The sequence below is a fragment of the Burkholderia sp. BCC0398 genome, from assembly GCF_902833245.1.
Lineage (GTDB): Bacteria > Pseudomonadota > Gammaproteobacteria > Burkholderiales > Burkholderiaceae > Burkholderia > Burkholderia sola.
Map to the genome: position 1 here is coordinate 48083 of NZ_CADFEM010000003.1, position 14890 is coordinate 62972.

Here is a 14890-nt window from a genome sequence, read left to right on the forward strand (position 1 = left end):
GATAGCATCCGCGGGTTTTACGAAATTTTTCGACCTTTTTCACCACGCAGCGGGCCGCAGCGCATACCTTCACGGAATGGCATCAGACAAGGAACTCGCCGACTTTCTGGCGGGCGTCGAAAGGCGCGCGTTCAAGCAGGCTGCGTACGCCGTACGTGACGACGATGCATCGCTCGACATCGTGCAGGACGCGATGATCAAGCTCGCGGAAAAGTACGGCGACCGGCCGTCCGCCGAGCTGCCGCTGCTTTTTCAGCGGATCCTGCAGAACGCGATCCACGACTGGTTCCGCCGGCAGAAGGTCCGCAACACGTGGGTGACGCTCTTCTCGTCGCTGAACAACACCGACGACGACGACTTCGACCCGCTTGAAACGCTCGAATCCGCGGACGACAACGCGGGCGTCGAGAGCAGCGAGCACCGCCTCGAAAGAGAGCAGGTTCTGGCCCTGATCGACGAAGAAATCCAGAAGCTTCCGACGCGTCAACGGGAAGCGTTCCTGATGCGTTATTGGGAAGATATGGATGTCGCCGAGACTGCCGCCGCAATGGGGTGCTCCGAGGGCAGCGTCAAGACGCACTGCTCGCGAGCCACTCATACCCTGGCGCAAGCGCTCAAGGCCAAAGGAATCACGCTATGAGCTCCGCAAACCGAGAACACGAATTCGCGCTGAAGGTGCGCCGCGCGCTGGACGAGCGCGCGGCCGCGCTGCCGGCCGCGACCACCGACCGGCTGGCCGTCGCCCGCCGGGCCGCGCTCGCGCGCAAGAAGCCCGAAGCCGCGAGCGCGCCGGTGTTCGTGCCGGCCTTCGCCGGCGCGGCCGGCGCCTACGGCCCGACGCCCGCGAACCGCCCGCCCGCCGGCCGCCCGTACGCGTCGTTTGCCCGCCGCCTGCTGCGTGCGTGGCCGCTCGCGTTGCTGCTCGCGGGGCTCGTCGGCATCGCGTACTGGGAAGACATGCAGCGCACCGCCGAACTCGCCGACATCGACGTGGCGATGCTCAGCGACGACCTGCCGCTCAATGCGTATCTCGATCACGGGTTCAACGCGTATCTTTCGCGCGCTCACTAACAGACAATAACGAGGGGATCGCACGGGTGAGTCAGAAGCGCGGCCTGGCCGTATTTTTCGGATGCGTGATCGCGATCGCCGTTTCCTACGTCGCCACCTATCCCCGATTCCACCCGGCCCCCGCGACGGCGCCCGTCGCGACCACCAGCCCCGCCGCGCCCGCGTCGACCGCGACCGGGCTGACCACCGAACTCCCGCCGCTGCCCCTTCCGCTGCCGCTGCCGGCCGCCGCCGGCCCGCTGTCGTGGGCACGCCTCACGCCGGCGCAGCATGCGGCCCTCGCGCCGTTCGCCGACCAGTGGGACGGCTTCAGCGACGCCCGCAAGCGTAAATGGCTGAAGATCGCATCGCGTTTCGCGAAGTTGTCGCCGGATGACCAGAAACGCCTGCAGGACCGGATGACCGAATGGGCGAAGATGACGCCCGAGCAGCGCCGCGTCGCGCGCGAGAACTACCAGAGCGCGAAGGAGCTGTCCGCACAGGCGCGCGAGCGCGCGTGGAAGGCCTACCAGCAACTCCCCGAGGAGCAGAAGGAACGGCTTGCCGCCGCCGAGCGCCGCCGCAGGCCGAGCGTCGTCAGCGCGCCGCCGACCGTCGCCGACCGTGACGTCCGCCGCCTCGTCAACTCGCACGAACACCCGGCGAGCGGCGCGGCCGCCGCCCCGGCGCCCGCGTCGGCCGGCGTCGTCGTGCAGCCGGTGCCCGCGTCGTCCACGTCCGGCACCGCATCGGCACCGGCCGCGGCCCTGCCGGTGTCGCCCGCCGACGCGCCTTCGCTGTTCAAGGGCTCCTGAGCGCCGTGGCGACCGCCCGCGCTCCCGAGACCCCGGCTGCCGCGCCGTCCGTGCGGCGGCGCCTCGCCGCGCTGCTCTACGAAGGCGTGCTGCTGTTCGGCGTCGTGTTCTTCGCCGGGCTCGCGTTCAGCCTCGCGACGCAGCAACGCAACGGCCTCGTTCATCACAACCTGCTTGCCGCGTGGATCGCGCTCGTCGTCGGCGCGTATTTCGTGTGGTTCTGGACGCACGGCGGCCAGACGCTGCCGATGAAAACCTGGCGGCTGCGGCTCGAGTCGTCGAGCGGCCGGCCGCTGAGCGCCGGCCACGCGCTCGTCCGCTACGCGCTCGGCTGGCTGTGGTTCCTGCCGCCGCTCGCGCTGCACCCGCTCCTCGGCCTGTCGGTGCCCGTCACGCTCGCGCTCGCCGCCGCATGGATCGTCGTGTGGGCCGGCGCCGCCCGGTTGCACGCCGGCCGCCAGTTCCCGCACGACCGGCTCGCGCGTACGCGCGTCGTCGCGATACCGCGCTGACGCGCCGCATTCACCAGATGAAAGCCGCTCGCCCCACCCGTCTCCATCGAGGACGGCCCTGCCGGACACACGCCGACCGTTCAGTGCGGCAGCTTACGCAACGCCCGCTCATTTACTGCTAAACACCCTTCGACGGTCGTAATAAGAACGTCTCGTGACTGTCACGGTACAGTCACGCCCGCATGGCGGAATGCCGGTAATGTCAACCGGCGCGAGTCATGCATGGGCCAGAAAACGTCCGCGACTTCATTGTTTCGTCATCCCATCGGCGCCCGCGCCGCCACTGCGTTCCTGTCCGGCTCGGGCGCAACCGACGGCGTGGTGTCGCACAAGCCGCCCGTCGCGCCCACCACGCAGCACGACGACCCCGAGCCGTCCGCCCATCGCTACCGCACCATCTGGCTGTCCGACATCCACCTCGGCTCGAGCGGCTGTCAGGCGCCCTACCTGCTGGATTTCCTGCGTCACAACGACTCGGAATACCTGTACCTCGTCGGCGACATCATCGACGGCTGGCAACTGAAGAAAGGCTGGTACTGGCCGCAGGCGCACAACGACGTCGTGCAGAAGATCCTGCGCAAGGCGCGCAAGGGCACGCAGGTCGTCTACATCCCCGGCAACCACGACGAAGGCGCGCGGCAGTTCTGCGATCTCGCGTTCGGCGACATCCAGGTGCGCGGCGAGGCATTCCACACGACGCTCGCGGGCAAACGTTTGTGGATCGTGCACGGCGACCTGTTCGACGGCGTGATCCAGCATGCGAAATGGCTCGCGTACCTCGGCGACACGCTCTACACGCTGATCCTCGTGCTGAACCGCTGGTTCAACCGGATCCGCAGCCGGCTCGGCTTCCAGTACTGGTCGCTGTCGCAGTACCTGAAGCACCAGGTCAAGAACGCGGTCAACTTCATCTCGCAGTTCGAGACCGTGATGACCGACGAGGCGCGCCGCCGCGGCTGCGACGGCGTCGTGTGCGGCCACATCCACAAGGCCGAGATCCGCGACATCGACGGGGTGCTGTACTGCAACGACGGCGACTGGGTCGAAAGCCTGTCCGCGCTCGTCGAAACGATGGAAGGCGAACTGAAGATCGTCTACTGGACGGTGATGCGCACCGCACCGTCCGAGACCGCGTCGCGCAAGGCCAAGGCCGCTGCCTGACACAACCCTACTTACAGGACATGCCGCGATGAAGATCATGATCGTCACCGACGCGTGGGAACCGCAGGTCAACGGCGTCGTACGCACGCTGAAGAGCACGTCGCGCGAACTCACGGCGCTCGGCCACCGCGTCGAACTGCTGACGCCGCTGGAATTCCGCACGGTGCCCTGCCCGACCTACCCCGAGATCCGCCTGTCGATCCTGCCGTATCGCAAGCTGCGCGCGCGGATCGATGCGTTCGCACCCGACGCGCTGCACATCGCGACCGAAGGCCCGCTCGGCCTCGCCGCGCGGCGCTATGCGCGCGCCCGCAAGCTGCCGTACACGACCGCGTACCACACGCGCTTCCCGGAATACGTGCAGGCGCGCTTCGGCATTCCGCTGGCGGCGACCTACAAGTTCCTGCACTGGTTCCACGGCCCGTCGCGCGCGGTGATGGCGCCGACGCCGGTCGTCAAGCAGGACCTCGAGAAATTCGGCTTCACGAACGTCGTGCTGTGGACCCGCGGCGTCGACCTCGACACCTTCCGGCCGATGGAGTCGAAGGTGCTCAACACCGCGCGGCCGATCTTCCTGTACGTGGGCCGCGTCGCGATCGAGAAGAACGTCGAGGCGTTCCTGCGCCTCGACCTGCCCGGCTCGAAGTGGGTCGCGGGCGAAGGCCCCGCGCTCGCGGAACTGAAGTCGCGCTATCCGGAGGCGAACTATCTCGGCGTGCTGTCACAGACCGAGCTCGCGAAGGTGTATGCTGCGGCCGACGTGTTCGTATTCCCGAGTCGCACCGACACGTTCGGCCTCGTGCTGCTCGAAGCGCTCGCCTGCGGCACGCCGGTGGCCGCGTATCCCGTGACGGGCCCGATCGACGTGCTCAGCGGAGGCGATGCCGGCGCGATGCACGAGGACCTGCAGGAAGCCTGCCTCGAGGCGCTGAAGATCGAACGCACGACTGCGCGCGCGTGGGCGGAACGCTTCTCGTGGCGCGCCGCATCCGAGCAGTTCGCGTCGCATCTGAAGCCGCTGCCGAAGACCGCGTACTCGCCAGCCGAAGGTGCAGCCGTTTGAAACGAGACCTGAACGACAAGATCCCGCCCCCCGCCGCGACGCCGTCACGGCACCGCCCGTTCGACGAGGAAGAGCCGCATGCCGACGCGGACGTGCACCCGCACGAGCCGCTCGGCCCCGACGACCGGCTCGCGCCGCTGCCGCCGAACCCGTACAAGCGCCATCGCGGCATCACGCGTGCCTGGTTCGCGCTCAAGCATTCGCTGAACGGCTTTCGCGTCGCGATCCGCGAGGAAAGCGCGTTTCGCCAGGAACTCACGCTCGCCGCGCTGATGCTGCCGATCGGCGCATTCGCGCCGGTGCCGGCCGCATCGCGCGCGCTGCTGATCGGCTCGGTGCTGCTGGTGCTGATCGTCGAGCTGCTGAACTCGAGCGTCGAAGCCGCGATCGACCGCATCTCGCTCGAGCGCCACGAACTGTCGAAGCGCGCGAAGGACCTCGGCAGCGCGGCCGTCACGGTCGCGCTGTTCGCGTGCGTGACGACGTGGGGCTTCGTGCTCGGGCCGGTGGTCGCACGCTGGCTCGGTTTCTAGGCCACCGCCGGGCGCCTTTCGCCACGCCCGCATGCGGCGCCGCACCATGCGCGGCGCGGCGCCGCGATCACGAAATGCCCCGACGTGGCGAAACCCCGGTTTATAATCGGCCGCTAGACATAGAACAGCAACCCGCGCCGGACGAATCACGCAGCATCGATTGCAGCGCCCGCCAGTCCGGCACACACAGGGCCGGACGACATGGAAGCGAAACCTCCCCGCCGCACCCGCGAACGGATTCTCGAGTTGTCGTTGAAACTCTTCAACGAGATCGGCGAGCCGAACGTCACCACCACGACGATCGCCGAGGAAATGGAAATCAGTCCAGGCAACCTGTACTACCATTTCCGCAACAAGGACGACATCATCAACAGCATCTTCGCGCAGTTCGAGCAGCAGATCGAACGGCGGCTGCGCTTCCCCGAAGATCACCGTCCGACGATCGACGAAACCTGGTCGTACCTGCAGTACATGGCCGATTTCATGTGGACCTACCGGTTCCTGTATCGCGACCTCAACGACCTGCTCGCCCGCAACCGCACGCTCGAGACGCACTTCAAGCAGATCATCAGCCACAAGGTGCGCTTCGCGCACGACATGTGCGAGCTGCTCGTCTCCGATGCCGAGATGGTCGCGACGCCCGCCGAGATCGAGGTCATCGCGACCAACATGGCGGTGATCTCGACGTACTGGTTGTCGTACCAATACGTGATGCATCCGCGCAAATACAACGACCAGGACGCGATCCGCGAAGAGCTGCACCAGGTGAGCATGCACGTGATCTCGATCATGGCCCCGTACCTGCGCGGCCGTTCGCGCCAGCTGTTCGACGATCTCGTGTCCGGCAAGCTGCCCAAGCGCCAGTTCACCGATTACCTGCCGCCGCGCGACGGGTCGCCGCGCCCGGCGGGCGGCCCCGTCGCCACCGGCCAGGCCCCCGCCAAGGACGCGAAGCAATGAAGGCAGTCTGCGTTTACTGCGGCTCGTCGTCCGGCGTGCGACCCGTCTATGCCGATGCCGCGCGCGCGTTCGGCCGTGCGCTCGTCGAGGCAGGCCTCACGCTCGTGTACGGCGGCGGCCGCGTCGGCCTGATGGGCGTGATCGCCGACGAAGTGATGGCGGCCGGCGGCCGGGCGGTCGGCGTGATTCCCGAGTTGCTCGTCGACAAGGAAGTCGGCCATACGGGGCTGTCGGAACTGCACGTCGTGCCCGACATGCACCATCGCAAGAAAATGATGGCCGACCTCTCCGACGCGTTCGTCGCGATGCCCGGCGGTGCCGGCACGCTCGAAGAGCTCTTCGAGGTCTATACGTGGGCGCAGCTCGGCTATCACCGCAAGCCCGTCGCGCTCTACAACATCGATTCGTTCTACGATCCGCTGATCGCGCTGCTGCGCCATACGGTCGACGAAGGCTTCATGCGGCCGGCCTATTTCGACGCACTGTGCGTCGAGTCGGAACCCGTCGCGCTGATCGAGCGGCTGCGCCGCTACCAGCCGCCCACCCGCGACAAGTGGGCGCCCGACGCCGCGAAGTAACCGTCACCGGAAACCGCACGCGATGACCGCACCGTCCGACCGCAAGGCTGTCCTCATCACCGGCGCGAGCCGCGGCATCGGCCGCGCGACCGCCGTGCTCGCGGCCGAACGCGGCTGGGACGTCGGCATCAACTACGCGCGCGACGCGGCCGCGGCCGAACTGACCGCGCAGGCCGTGCGCGACGCGGGCGGCCGCGCGTGCATCGTCGCGGGCGACGTCGCGAACGAGGCGAACGTCGTCGCGATGTTCGACACCGTTGCGGCCGAGTTCGGGCGCCTCGACGCGCTCGTCAACAATGCCGGCATCGTCGCGCCGTCGATGCCGCTCGCCGACATGCCGGTCGACCGGCTGCGACGGATGTTCGATACCAACGTGCTCGGCGCCTACCTGTGTGCGCGCGAAGCGGCGCGCCGGCTGTCCACCGACCGCGGCGGGCGCGGCGGCGCGATCGTCAACGTGTCGTCGATCGCGTCTCGGCTCGGCTCGCCGAACGAGTACGTCGACTACGCGGGCTCGAAAGGCGCGGTCGATTCGCTGACGATCGGCCTCGCCAGGGAGCTCGGCCCGCACGGCGTGCGCGTCAACGCGGTGCGCCCGGGCCTGATCGAGACCGACATTCATGCAAGCGGGGGCCAGCCGGGCCGTGCGGCGCGTCTCGGCGCGCAAACGCCGCTCGGCCGCGCGGGCGAAGCGCAGGAGATCGCCGAGGCGATCGTCTGGCTGCTCGGCGATGCGGCGTCCTACACGACGGGCGCCCTGCTCGACGTCGGCGGCGGCCGCTAAGCTGACGCGCGGCGCAACAATACGGCGGTCGAAATCGCCCCGTGGTCACGGCGCCACAAATCTCCACAATTCCGTGACACTTCCAGTAAACATCCGTAACAATTCCGTGCTCTACTAGCGGCCATTCAGACAGGTGTCTCAAACACGCTGTCCGTTACCCCGGATGTAGCCCCTTATCGGTCCAGCCCATGTCGCCGGACCGGCTCGACTCGACCCGAGATCTTTTCCATGCCTGGAACCGCAGCGCCCAGCCGGCGACGCACGTCCGTGCCCGCCCCGGCCGCGCACACCCGCTCGACCGCCGATACCGACGTCAGCGCGACGCTGGACGTCGCCGGCACGCCCGTCGCGGCCTCGACCGCCGCCATCAGCCCCCTGCGCGACCGCTCGCTACTGCTCGGCTGGCGCGCATGGCTGTTCGTCGCCGCGCTGGTGTGCGCGTACACGCTGCCCGGCGTGCTCGGGCACGATCCGTGGAAACAGGACGAAACCTATACGTTCGGCATCATCCAGCACATGCTCGAGACCGGCGATTTCGTCGTGCCGACCAATGCCGGCCTGCCGTTCATGGAAAAGCCGCCGCTTTACGCGTGGGTCGCGACCAGCCTCGCGTGGCTGCTGCAGCGCGCGATGCCGCTGCACGACGCGGCGCGCCTCGCGAGCGCCCTGTTCGCCGCGCTCGCGTTCGGCTTCATCGCGCGCGCGGCCCGCGTGGCCAGCCGCGCGGACAGTTGGTTCGACCTGCGCGTGCTCGGCCCGGTCGTGCTGAGCGCGGGCACGCTCGTCGTGATCAAGCACGTGCATGACATGATGACGGACGTCGCGCTGTTTGCCGGCACCGCCATCGCGTTCTGCGGGCTGCTGGAACTCGTGATGGAGCACGTCGCGCGTGCGCAGCCGATGCGTCACGGGCTGCCGGCGCACCCGGCCGGCCGCTGGGCCGCGCCGATCTTCGGCGCGGGCGTCGGCATCGCGCTGATGGCGAAGGGGCTGTTCGTGCCGCTCGTGTTCGCGGCCACGCTCGTCTGCACGCTGGTGCTCTACCCGGCCTGCCGCACCCGCTCGTTCGCACGCGCGCTCGGCGTCGCCGCGCTCGTGTTCGCGCCGTTCGCGCTGATCTGGCCGACCGCGCTGTTCCTGCGCTCGGAAACGCTGTTCATGACGTGGTTCTGGGACAACAACGTCGGCCGCTTCTTCGGCTTCTCCGTTCCCGAACTGGGCGCCGAAAACGACAAGCCGTTCTTCATCCTGCGCGCGTTCCTGCTCGTCGGCTTCCCGGTCGCGCCGCTCGCGATCGTCGCGCTCGCCCGCGGCGCATGGCGCGACTGGCGTACGCCGCGCATCGCGCTGCCCGTGCTGTTCGCCGGCATCGGACTGGTGGTACTGCAGGTGTCCGCGACGTCGCGCCAGCTCTACATCCTGCCGTTCTTCGCACCGCTCGCGCTGGTCGCCGCGCAGGCGATCGACCGCCTGCCGCGCCGGCTGCATCTCGCGTGGGATTACCTGAGCCGCATCCTGTTCGGCATGGTGGTCGTGCTCGCGTGGGCGATCTGGGCGGTGATGGCCGATCCGGCCGCGTCGCGCGCCGATCTCGCACTGCTCGGCCGCTGGCTGCCGCTCGACTGGACGATGCCAATCCAGCCCGCGCTCGTGACCGGCGCGCTCGCGCTGACGGTCGGCTGGCTGACGCTGCTGCCGAAGCTACGCACGACGGGCCTGTGGCGCGGCGCGCTGTCGTGGGGCGCCGGCACGCTGGTCGCGTGGGGGCTCATCTATACGCTGCTGCTGCCGTGGCTCGACGTCGCGAAGAGCTACCGGTCGGTGTTCGACGACCTGAACGCGCATCTCGCGCTCGAATGGAACGACGGCGACTGCATGGCGAGCCTGCACGGGCTCGGCGAATCGGAAGCGCCGATGCTGTATTACTTCTCCGGCATCCAGCACACGCCGATCGACGACGCGAAGACGACGCGCTGCACGTGGATGATCGTGCAGGGCGTGCGGGCCGTCGATCCGGCGCCCGGCGACGAATGGAAGCTGTTCTGGACCGGCGCCCGCCCGGGCGACAACGAGGAGCTGCTGCGCGTCTACGTGCGCACGCCCGAACAGCACCCGCAGTAACACAGGGCGGCGCGATGCGCTGCCCTGCCCGCCTTCGCTTTCTTCTTCGGCACGGGCCGCGATCGTCCATTCGAGCGCTGCGCAGCCTGCGCTGCAATACCGGCAACCCGCAAGCGTCGTGGGGTTCGCCGCCCCGCTCCTTCGTCTCGCCAACGAACGGATCGTCAGAACGACGAGCCCGGCTCCCGCAGAAACGCCGCTTCCTCGTCGGTCGACGCGCGACCGAGAATCGCGTTCCGGTGCGGAAAGCGGCCAAAGCGCTCGACGACCGCCGCATGCAGCAACGCGTAGCGGTGATAGCGCTCGCACCCGGCCTCGTCGCGGATGCCCGCGCACAGGCGCACGGCCTCGCGCTGGCTCTCGACCGACTCGTCGTGCTCGAACGGCAGATACGCGAACGCGCGGTGATGCCCGCTCGGCAACCGCGCGTCCCAGCCGGCCGCGACGACGCGGCGGGCCAGCCCGAGCGCCTTCGGATCGGCGGCAAACGCGCGCGGCGTGCCGCGATGGATGTTGCGCGAGAACTGGTCGAGCACGACGATCAACGCCAGCGCGCCCGACGGCGAAGCGGCCCAGTGATCGCACGCGCCGTCGCATGCAGCATCGAGCAGCGCGCCGTAACGCGTGCGCAGCACGTCGTCGAACGCCGCGCCGCCGTTGAACCAGACCTTGCGGTTCTGCCCGAACTCGGCCGAGCCCGGCTCGCCGAACCAGAAATCGAGAATGTCCCGTGCCTGCGGATCGAGCGCCGCCGCGCCCGCTTTCCCGGTATCGATCGTCATGCAAACTCCAGTACGAGGCGCCGTGTGCGCGCACTCTTCTTTTCCAGTTTCGCGACCCGCAGCCCGCCGATTTCGGACGTGTTGCGCACGTGCGTGCCGCCGCACGGCTGCAGGTCGACGTTCTCGATGCGCAGCAGCCGCACGCGGCCGAGGCCCATCGGCGGCTTCACGCTCATCGTGCGGACGAGTTCGGGCCGCTCGGCCATCTCGTCGTCGGTGATCCATTCGGTCGTGACCGGATGCGCGCCGGCGACGAAACCCGCGAGGCGCCGCTCGACGTCGTCGCGATCGATCGCGTCGGACGTCGCGAAATCGAGCCGCACGTAGTCGGCCGTCACGCTGCAGCCGTCGACCGCGTACGGCAGCACCGCGCACATCAGGTGCGCGGCCGTATGCAGGCGCATATGCCGGTGGCGGCGCTGCCAGTCGATCGCCGCGACCACGCGCGTGCCGGGGGCCAGCGTCGCGACGCGCGCGTCCTGGCCCGGCGCGGGCACGTGCACGGCGTCGTCGGGCGTCGCGCCGTCGAACTTCGCCTTGCGCGTATCGGCAATCGCGATCGTGCTGCCGTCGGGCAGCGTCAGCGTGCCGGTGTCGCCGGCCTGGCCGCCGCCGAGCGGATAGAACACGGTGCGGTCGAGCCGGATGCCGTCGTCGCCGACGGCCTCGACGATCGCGTCGCATTGCATCAGGTACGCGTCTTCGCGAAACAGCGCCTGTGTCGTCATCGGGATGAGCCTCGTGTCGATGGAGGAAACGGCCAGTGTCGCGCCGGCCCGCACGTGCGCCCAGACGCAGATCGTCCCGCGCGCGGGCAGCGGCGTACCGGTCGATCAACCGGGCCGGTTGCGCATCCAGTCGGCCGTGTCGTAGAACGAATGCATGAGCCGCTCGCGCAGCGGCTCCGGCAGCCCGACATCCTCCATCGCCCACGCCATGCAGCGCAGCCACTGGTCGCGCTCGACCGACGCGATCGGGAACGGCAAATGCCGCGCGCGCAGCCGCGGATGGCCGAACCGGCTGATGTAGTGGTCGGGGCCGCCGAGCCAGCCGCACAGGAACCAGAACAGCTTGTCGCGCGAACCGTCGAGCGACGGCGGATGCAGCGCGCGAATCTGCGCGAACTCGGGCTCGAGGTCCATCAGGTCGTAGAAGCGGTCCACCATTTCGCGCACGCGGGCTTCGCCGCCCACGAGCTCGAACGCCGTCGGCTGCGACGGCGCATCGTCATTCACATCGGTCATTACGGATAGTCGGAAAACGGGATCTTCGGGGCCGCGGGCGACGCTCACGCGTCGCGCAGCGACTGCAGCGCGGGGCGCCGCAACACATTATGCAGGCTGAGCCAGCCGGCCGCACCGGCGCAGACGACGCCGGCCGCGATGCCGGCCGGCACGAGCCATGGATCGACGGCGAGCTGGAAGTCGAACACGCGCGACGCGAGCACCCAGCCGACCGCGATCGCGCCCGCCGACGCGAGCACGCCGGCCAGCGCGCCGACCACGACGAATTCCGCGCGCTGCACCGCGTTGACCTGCGCGCGCGACGCACCGAGCGCGCGCAGCAGCGCGGCCTCGCGCACGCGCTCGTCGCGCGAGCCGGCAAGCGCCGTGTACAGCACGAGCACGCCGGCCGCGAGCGTGAACGCGAACAGGAACTGCACGGCGCCGACCACCTGCAGCATCATCCGCTGCAACTGCGCGAGGATCGGCGCGACGTCGATCGCGGTCAGGTTCGGGTAGCGCGCGATCAGCGGATCGAGCAGCGCGGCGTTCGATGCGGGCAGATGGAAGCTCGTCAGGTAGACGGCCGGGAAATCCTTCAGCACCGGCGGCGGCATCAGCACGAAGAAGTTGACGCGGAACGAGCCCCAGTCGAGCTTGCGCACGCTCGTGATCGGCGCGTCGACCGTCAGCCCCGTCACGTCGAAGCGCAGCGTGTCGCCCGGTTTCACGTTCAGCGTCTTCGCGAGGCCGGCTTCGATCGAGATCTGCGGCGTGGCCGCGGCGCCGAACCAGTCGCCTTCGACGATCCGGTTGTCGGACGGCAGGTCGGTCGTATACGACAGGTTGAATTCGCGATCGACGAGCCGGCGCGCCTCTTCCGACGGGTACGCGTCCGGATTCACCGGCTTGCCGTTGATCGCGACGAGGCGGCCGCGCACCATCGGCGCGGGCACCGCGTCGCGCACGCCGTGTGCGGCCAGATAGGCGGCGACGTCGGCGCGCTGGTCGGGCTGGATGTCGATCAGGAACTGGTTCGGCGCATCGGGCGGCGTCGACTGCCGCCAGCCCGCCACGAGGTCGTTGCGCGTGATCGCGATCAGCAGCAGGCACATCAGGCCGAGCGCGAGCGCGGTGATCTGCAGCGCGCTGGCCGTGCCGCGCCGGTACAGCGACGCCAGCGCGTAACGCCAGCCGACGCCCGCGGCCACGCGCGCATTGCGCACCGCGCGCGCGGCGGCGAACAGCACGAGCCGGGCAATCAGCGCGAACCCGACCAGCGCGCCGGCAAAGCCGCCCGCGACGATCAGGCCGAGCTTCAGGTTCCCGGCGGCCACGATCAGCAGCCCCGCGAACAGCACGACGCCGACCGCATACGCGGCCCACGCGGTGCGCGACGCGTCGCCCCACTCGCGCCGCAGCACACGCACCGGCGGCACGCGCGTGAGCGGCACGAGCGGCGGCAGCGCGAAACCGAGCAGCAGCACGAGCGCGGCGCCCATGCCGATCAGCGCCGGCCACAACGTGGGCGGCGGCAGCACGACGTCGATCAGGCTGCCGAGCGCGGCCAGCAGCGCCCAGTGGCCACCGTAGCCGAGCACTGCGCCCGCGGCGCCCGACACGATGCCGACGCCCGCGAATTCGAGCGCGAACAACGCGCCGAGCGTGCGGCGGCTCACGCCTAGGCAGCGCATCGTCGCGCAGCCGTCGAGATGACGCCGCATGTAGCGCTGCGCGGCCATCGCGATCGCGACCGCCGCGAGCAGCGCGGTCAGCAACGCGACGAGCGTCAGGAAGTGGCGCGCGCGATCCAGCGTCTGCCGCACCTGCGGCTGCCCCTCCTGCAACGACTCGAGCCCGACGCCGCGCAGTTTCCCGCCGTCGACGCGCGCGTGCGCATAGGTTTCGAAGCGTGCGACGGCCGCTGCGTCGCCGGCGACCAGCAGCCGGTACGTGACGCGGCTGCCGTAGCCCGTGAGCCCCGTCGCGGCGAGCTCGTCCGCGCGCATCATCAGCCGCGGCGAAAAATTGACGAACGAAAAGCCGCGATCGAGTTCGCGGGTGATCGCCGCGGCGACCGTGAACGTGCGCAGCCCGACGCGCACCGTATCGCCCGCCTTCAGGTGCAGCGCGTCGAGCAGCGACGGGTCGGCCCATACGGTGCCCGGCGCGGGGATCGCGGACGCCTTCTGCGCAGTGGTCGCACCGGCCGGCAGAATCTCGACCGCGCCGCGCAGCGGATAGCCGGGCGACACGGCCTTCACGGCCGCGAGGCGCGACGGCGCGGCGTCGGCCGCCTGCCCGCCCGCGGCGGCCGCGATCATGCTCGGAAAAATGGCGGTCGTCGCGGTACGCAGGCCGAGCGCGCGCGCCTGGCGGTCGAACGACGGATCGACGGGGCGATCGGCGCGCACGACGAAATCGGCGCCGAGCATCTGGCGCGCGTCGCGCTCGAGGCCCTGGCGCAGCCGATCGGCGAGAAAGCCGACGCTCGTCAGCGCCGCGACCGCGAGCACCAGCGCGAGGACCAGCAGCGTCAATTCGCCCGCGCGCCAGTCGCGCGCGGTCATCCGGGCAGCCTGGCGAATCAGGTCGCGCAGGCCGAAGCGGCCGGCATGCGTGCGCCCGTCATGGCCGGAGTATCCGGCCGGCGGCTGCGCCGCGTGTTGCGGCCCCTTCAATCGCGCTTCCCTCCGATCGAGTTGAGCCGCGACACCATGTGGTTAGCCATCCCGCGAAAGCCACCCGACACGCCGCGCCACAGGCGCGGCAGCGCCCACGCCGACGCCGTGATGAACGCGGCAAGCAGCACGAGGAACGCGAGCGGAACGAAGAACGCGAGGACGAGCCCGCCGACCACGAGACCGTCCTCGGTCGACGACGCAATCCAGTTCGAAATCGGTTCGGGAGACAGGTTGATCAGCGCGCGCGTGCCGGCCTTCGCCACATGCGCGGCGCCGGCGAGCGAGCCGCCGGCGAGCCCCGCGACCGCCAGCATGGTCGGATCGGCATGGCCGAGCGCACCGGCCGCGAGCACGGCGCCGGCCGGAATGCGGATGAAGGTATGCACGGCATCCCACAGCGAGTCGAACGCGGGGATCTTGTCGGCCAGGAATTCGGTGACGGCGAGCACGGCCGCGGCGCCGATGACCCACGGCGACATCAGCACGGCCAGCGTGTCGGGCAGATGGAGCCAGCCGAAGCGTGCCAGCACGCCGGCGATCAGCACCGTCAGGTACAGGCGCAGGCCGCTCGCCCACGCGAGTCCCGCGCCGAGCGAAATGGCTTCGATCATGGCCCTCTCCTTG

The 14890-nt window shown here is 69.6% G+C and carries 16 protein-coding genes; 11 read left to right on the forward strand and 5 right to left on the reverse strand.

Translation table 11 applies throughout. From position 1 onward, the window contains the following. The first annotated feature begins 76 nt into the window (after positions 1–76). The 11 genes from HWX76_RS06885 (at position 77) to HWX76_RS06935 (ending at position 9577) form a co-directional block, all read left to right on the forward strand. Positions 77–640, forward strand: a complete 564-nt coding sequence (locus HWX76_RS06885) for an RNA polymerase sigma factor (protein ID WP_006491033.1) — start codon at positions 77–79, stop codon at positions 638–640. Continuing rightward, entirely contained in the window at positions 637–1071 is a 435-nt protein-coding gene (locus HWX76_RS06890; RefSeq protein ID WP_176015619.1) for a DUF3619 family protein, read from the forward strand. Before HWX76_RS06885 ends, HWX76_RS06890 begins: the two co-directional genes overlap by 4 nt. 26 nt (positions 1072–1097) lie before the next feature. Further along, positions 1098–1865 (forward strand): DUF3106 domain-containing protein, encoded by a 768-nt coding sequence (locus HWX76_RS06895; protein WP_050016444.1) that lies wholly within the window; start codon positions 1098–1100, stop codon positions 1863–1865. A gap of 5 nt (positions 1866–1870) precedes the next feature. Beyond that, a complete protein-coding gene (locus HWX76_RS06900) occupies positions 1871–2377 on the forward strand; it encodes an RDD family protein (RefSeq protein ID WP_050016442.1) in 507 nt (168 codons plus the stop codon). Between the two features lie 222 nt (positions 2378–2599). Further along, the gene (locus HWX76_RS06905) at positions 2600–3538 is read left to right on the forward strand and encodes a UDP-2,3-diacylglucosamine diphosphatase (protein WP_050016440.1); all 939 of its coding nucleotides are present in this window, start codon (positions 2600–2602) and stop codon (positions 3536–3538) included. 28 nt (positions 3539–3566) lie between these two features. Continuing rightward, on the forward strand, positions 3567–4601 hold the full coding sequence (locus tag HWX76_RS06910) for a glycosyltransferase family 1 protein (protein WP_050016438.1): 1035 nt from the start codon (positions 3567–3569) through the stop codon (positions 4599–4601). Next, positions 4598–5134, forward strand: coding sequence for a diacylglycerol kinase (locus tag HWX76_RS06915; protein WP_011694335.1), 537 nt, complete (start codon positions 4598–4600; stop codon positions 5132–5134). Before HWX76_RS06910 ends, HWX76_RS06915 begins: the two co-directional genes overlap by 4 nt. 201 nt (positions 5135–5335) lie before the next feature. Continuing rightward, complete coding sequence (locus HWX76_RS06920) at positions 5336–6094, forward strand: TetR/AcrR family transcriptional regulator (RefSeq protein ID WP_050016436.1); 759 nt, start codon at positions 5336–5338, stop codon at positions 6092–6094. Beyond that, the gene (locus tag HWX76_RS06925; protein WP_050016434.1) at positions 6091–6672 is read left to right on the forward strand and encodes a TIGR00730 family Rossman fold protein; all 582 of its coding nucleotides are present in this window, start codon (positions 6091–6093) and stop codon (positions 6670–6672) included. Before HWX76_RS06920 ends, HWX76_RS06925 begins: the two co-directional genes overlap by 4 nt. A 22-nt stretch (positions 6673–6694) precedes the next feature. Continuing rightward, positions 6695–7456, forward strand: coding sequence for an SDR family oxidoreductase (locus tag HWX76_RS06930; protein WP_050016433.1), 762 nt, complete (start codon positions 6695–6697; stop codon positions 7454–7456). Between the two features lie 228 nt (positions 7457–7684). After that, complete coding sequence (locus HWX76_RS06935; RefSeq protein ID WP_050016431.1) at positions 7685–9577, forward strand: glycosyl transferase; 1893 nt, start codon at positions 7685–7687, stop codon at positions 9575–9577. A 164-nt stretch (positions 9578–9741) separates the two neighbouring features. On the opposite strand, the gene HWX76_RS06940 is transcribed toward HWX76_RS06935, so the two are convergent. The 5 genes from HWX76_RS06940 to HWX76_RS06960 form a co-directional block, all read right to left on the reverse strand. Continuing rightward, complete coding sequence (locus tag HWX76_RS06940; RefSeq protein WP_176015620.1) at positions 9742–10359, reverse strand: DUF924 family protein; 618 nt, start codon at positions 10357–10359, stop codon at positions 9742–9744. Next, positions 10356–11087, reverse strand: coding sequence for an alanyl-tRNA editing protein (locus tag HWX76_RS06945; RefSeq protein WP_124554855.1), 732 nt, complete (start codon positions 11085–11087; stop codon positions 10356–10358). Before HWX76_RS06945 ends, HWX76_RS06940 begins: the two co-directional genes overlap by 4 nt. 105 nt (positions 11088–11192) lie before the next feature. Then, positions 11193–11603, reverse strand: a complete 411-nt coding sequence (locus HWX76_RS06950; protein ID WP_006488211.1) for a group II truncated hemoglobin — start codon at positions 11601–11603, stop codon at positions 11193–11195. Between the two features lie 44 nt (positions 11604–11647). Beyond that, entirely contained in the window at positions 11648–14263 is a 2616-nt protein-coding gene (locus HWX76_RS06955; protein ID WP_176015621.1) for an FtsX-like permease family protein, read from the reverse strand. Continuing rightward, positions 14260–14877, reverse strand: a complete 618-nt coding sequence (locus HWX76_RS06960; protein WP_050016423.1) for a DUF4126 domain-containing protein — start codon at positions 14875–14877, stop codon at positions 14260–14262. The genes HWX76_RS06955 and HWX76_RS06960 overlap by 4 nt, the downstream gene beginning before the upstream one ends. Positions 14878–14890 lie beyond the last annotated feature (13 nt).

What these genes read in the sequence shown, in the direction of transcription:
- HWX76_RS06960 (WP_050016423.1), bottom strand. Translation starts at nt 14,877, where the DNA reads ATGATCGAAGCCATTTCGCTCGGCGCGGGACTCGCGTGGGCGAGCGGC.
- HWX76_RS06945 (WP_124554855.1), bottom strand. Translation starts at nt 11,087, where the DNA reads ATGACGACACAGGCGCTGTTTCGCGAAGACGCGTACCTGATGCAATGC.
- HWX76_RS06940 (WP_176015620.1), bottom strand. Translation starts at nt 10,359, where the DNA reads ATGACGATCGATACCGGGAAAGCGGGCGCGGCGGCGCTCGATCCGCAG.
- HWX76_RS06905 (WP_050016440.1), top strand. Translation starts at nt 2,600, where the DNA reads ATGGGCCAGAAAACGTCCGCGACTTCATTGTTTCGTCATCCCATCGGC.
- HWX76_RS06950 (WP_006488211.1), bottom strand. Translation starts at nt 11,603, where the DNA reads ATGACCGATGTGAATGACGATGCGCCGTCGCAGCCGACGGCGTTCGAG.
- HWX76_RS06910 (WP_050016438.1), top strand. Translation starts at nt 3,567, where the DNA reads ATGAAGATCATGATCGTCACCGACGCGTGGGAACCGCAGGTCAACGGC.
- HWX76_RS06885 (WP_006491033.1), top strand. Translation starts at nt 77, where the DNA reads ATGGCATCAGACAAGGAACTCGCCGACTTTCTGGCGGGCGTCGAAAGG.
- HWX76_RS06925 (WP_050016434.1), top strand. Translation starts at nt 6,091, where the DNA reads ATGAAGGCAGTCTGCGTTTACTGCGGCTCGTCGTCCGGCGTGCGACCC.
- HWX76_RS06920 (WP_050016436.1), top strand. Translation starts at nt 5,336, where the DNA reads ATGGAAGCGAAACCTCCCCGCCGCACCCGCGAACGGATTCTCGAGTTG.
- HWX76_RS06935 (WP_050016431.1), top strand. Translation starts at nt 7,685, where the DNA reads ATGCCTGGAACCGCAGCGCCCAGCCGGCGACGCACGTCCGTGCCCGCC.
- HWX76_RS06890 (WP_176015619.1), top strand. Translation starts at nt 637, where the DNA reads ATGAGCTCCGCAAACCGAGAACACGAATTCGCGCTGAAGGTGCGCCGC.
- HWX76_RS06930 (WP_050016433.1), top strand. Translation starts at nt 6,695, where the DNA reads ATGACCGCACCGTCCGACCGCAAGGCTGTCCTCATCACCGGCGCGAGC.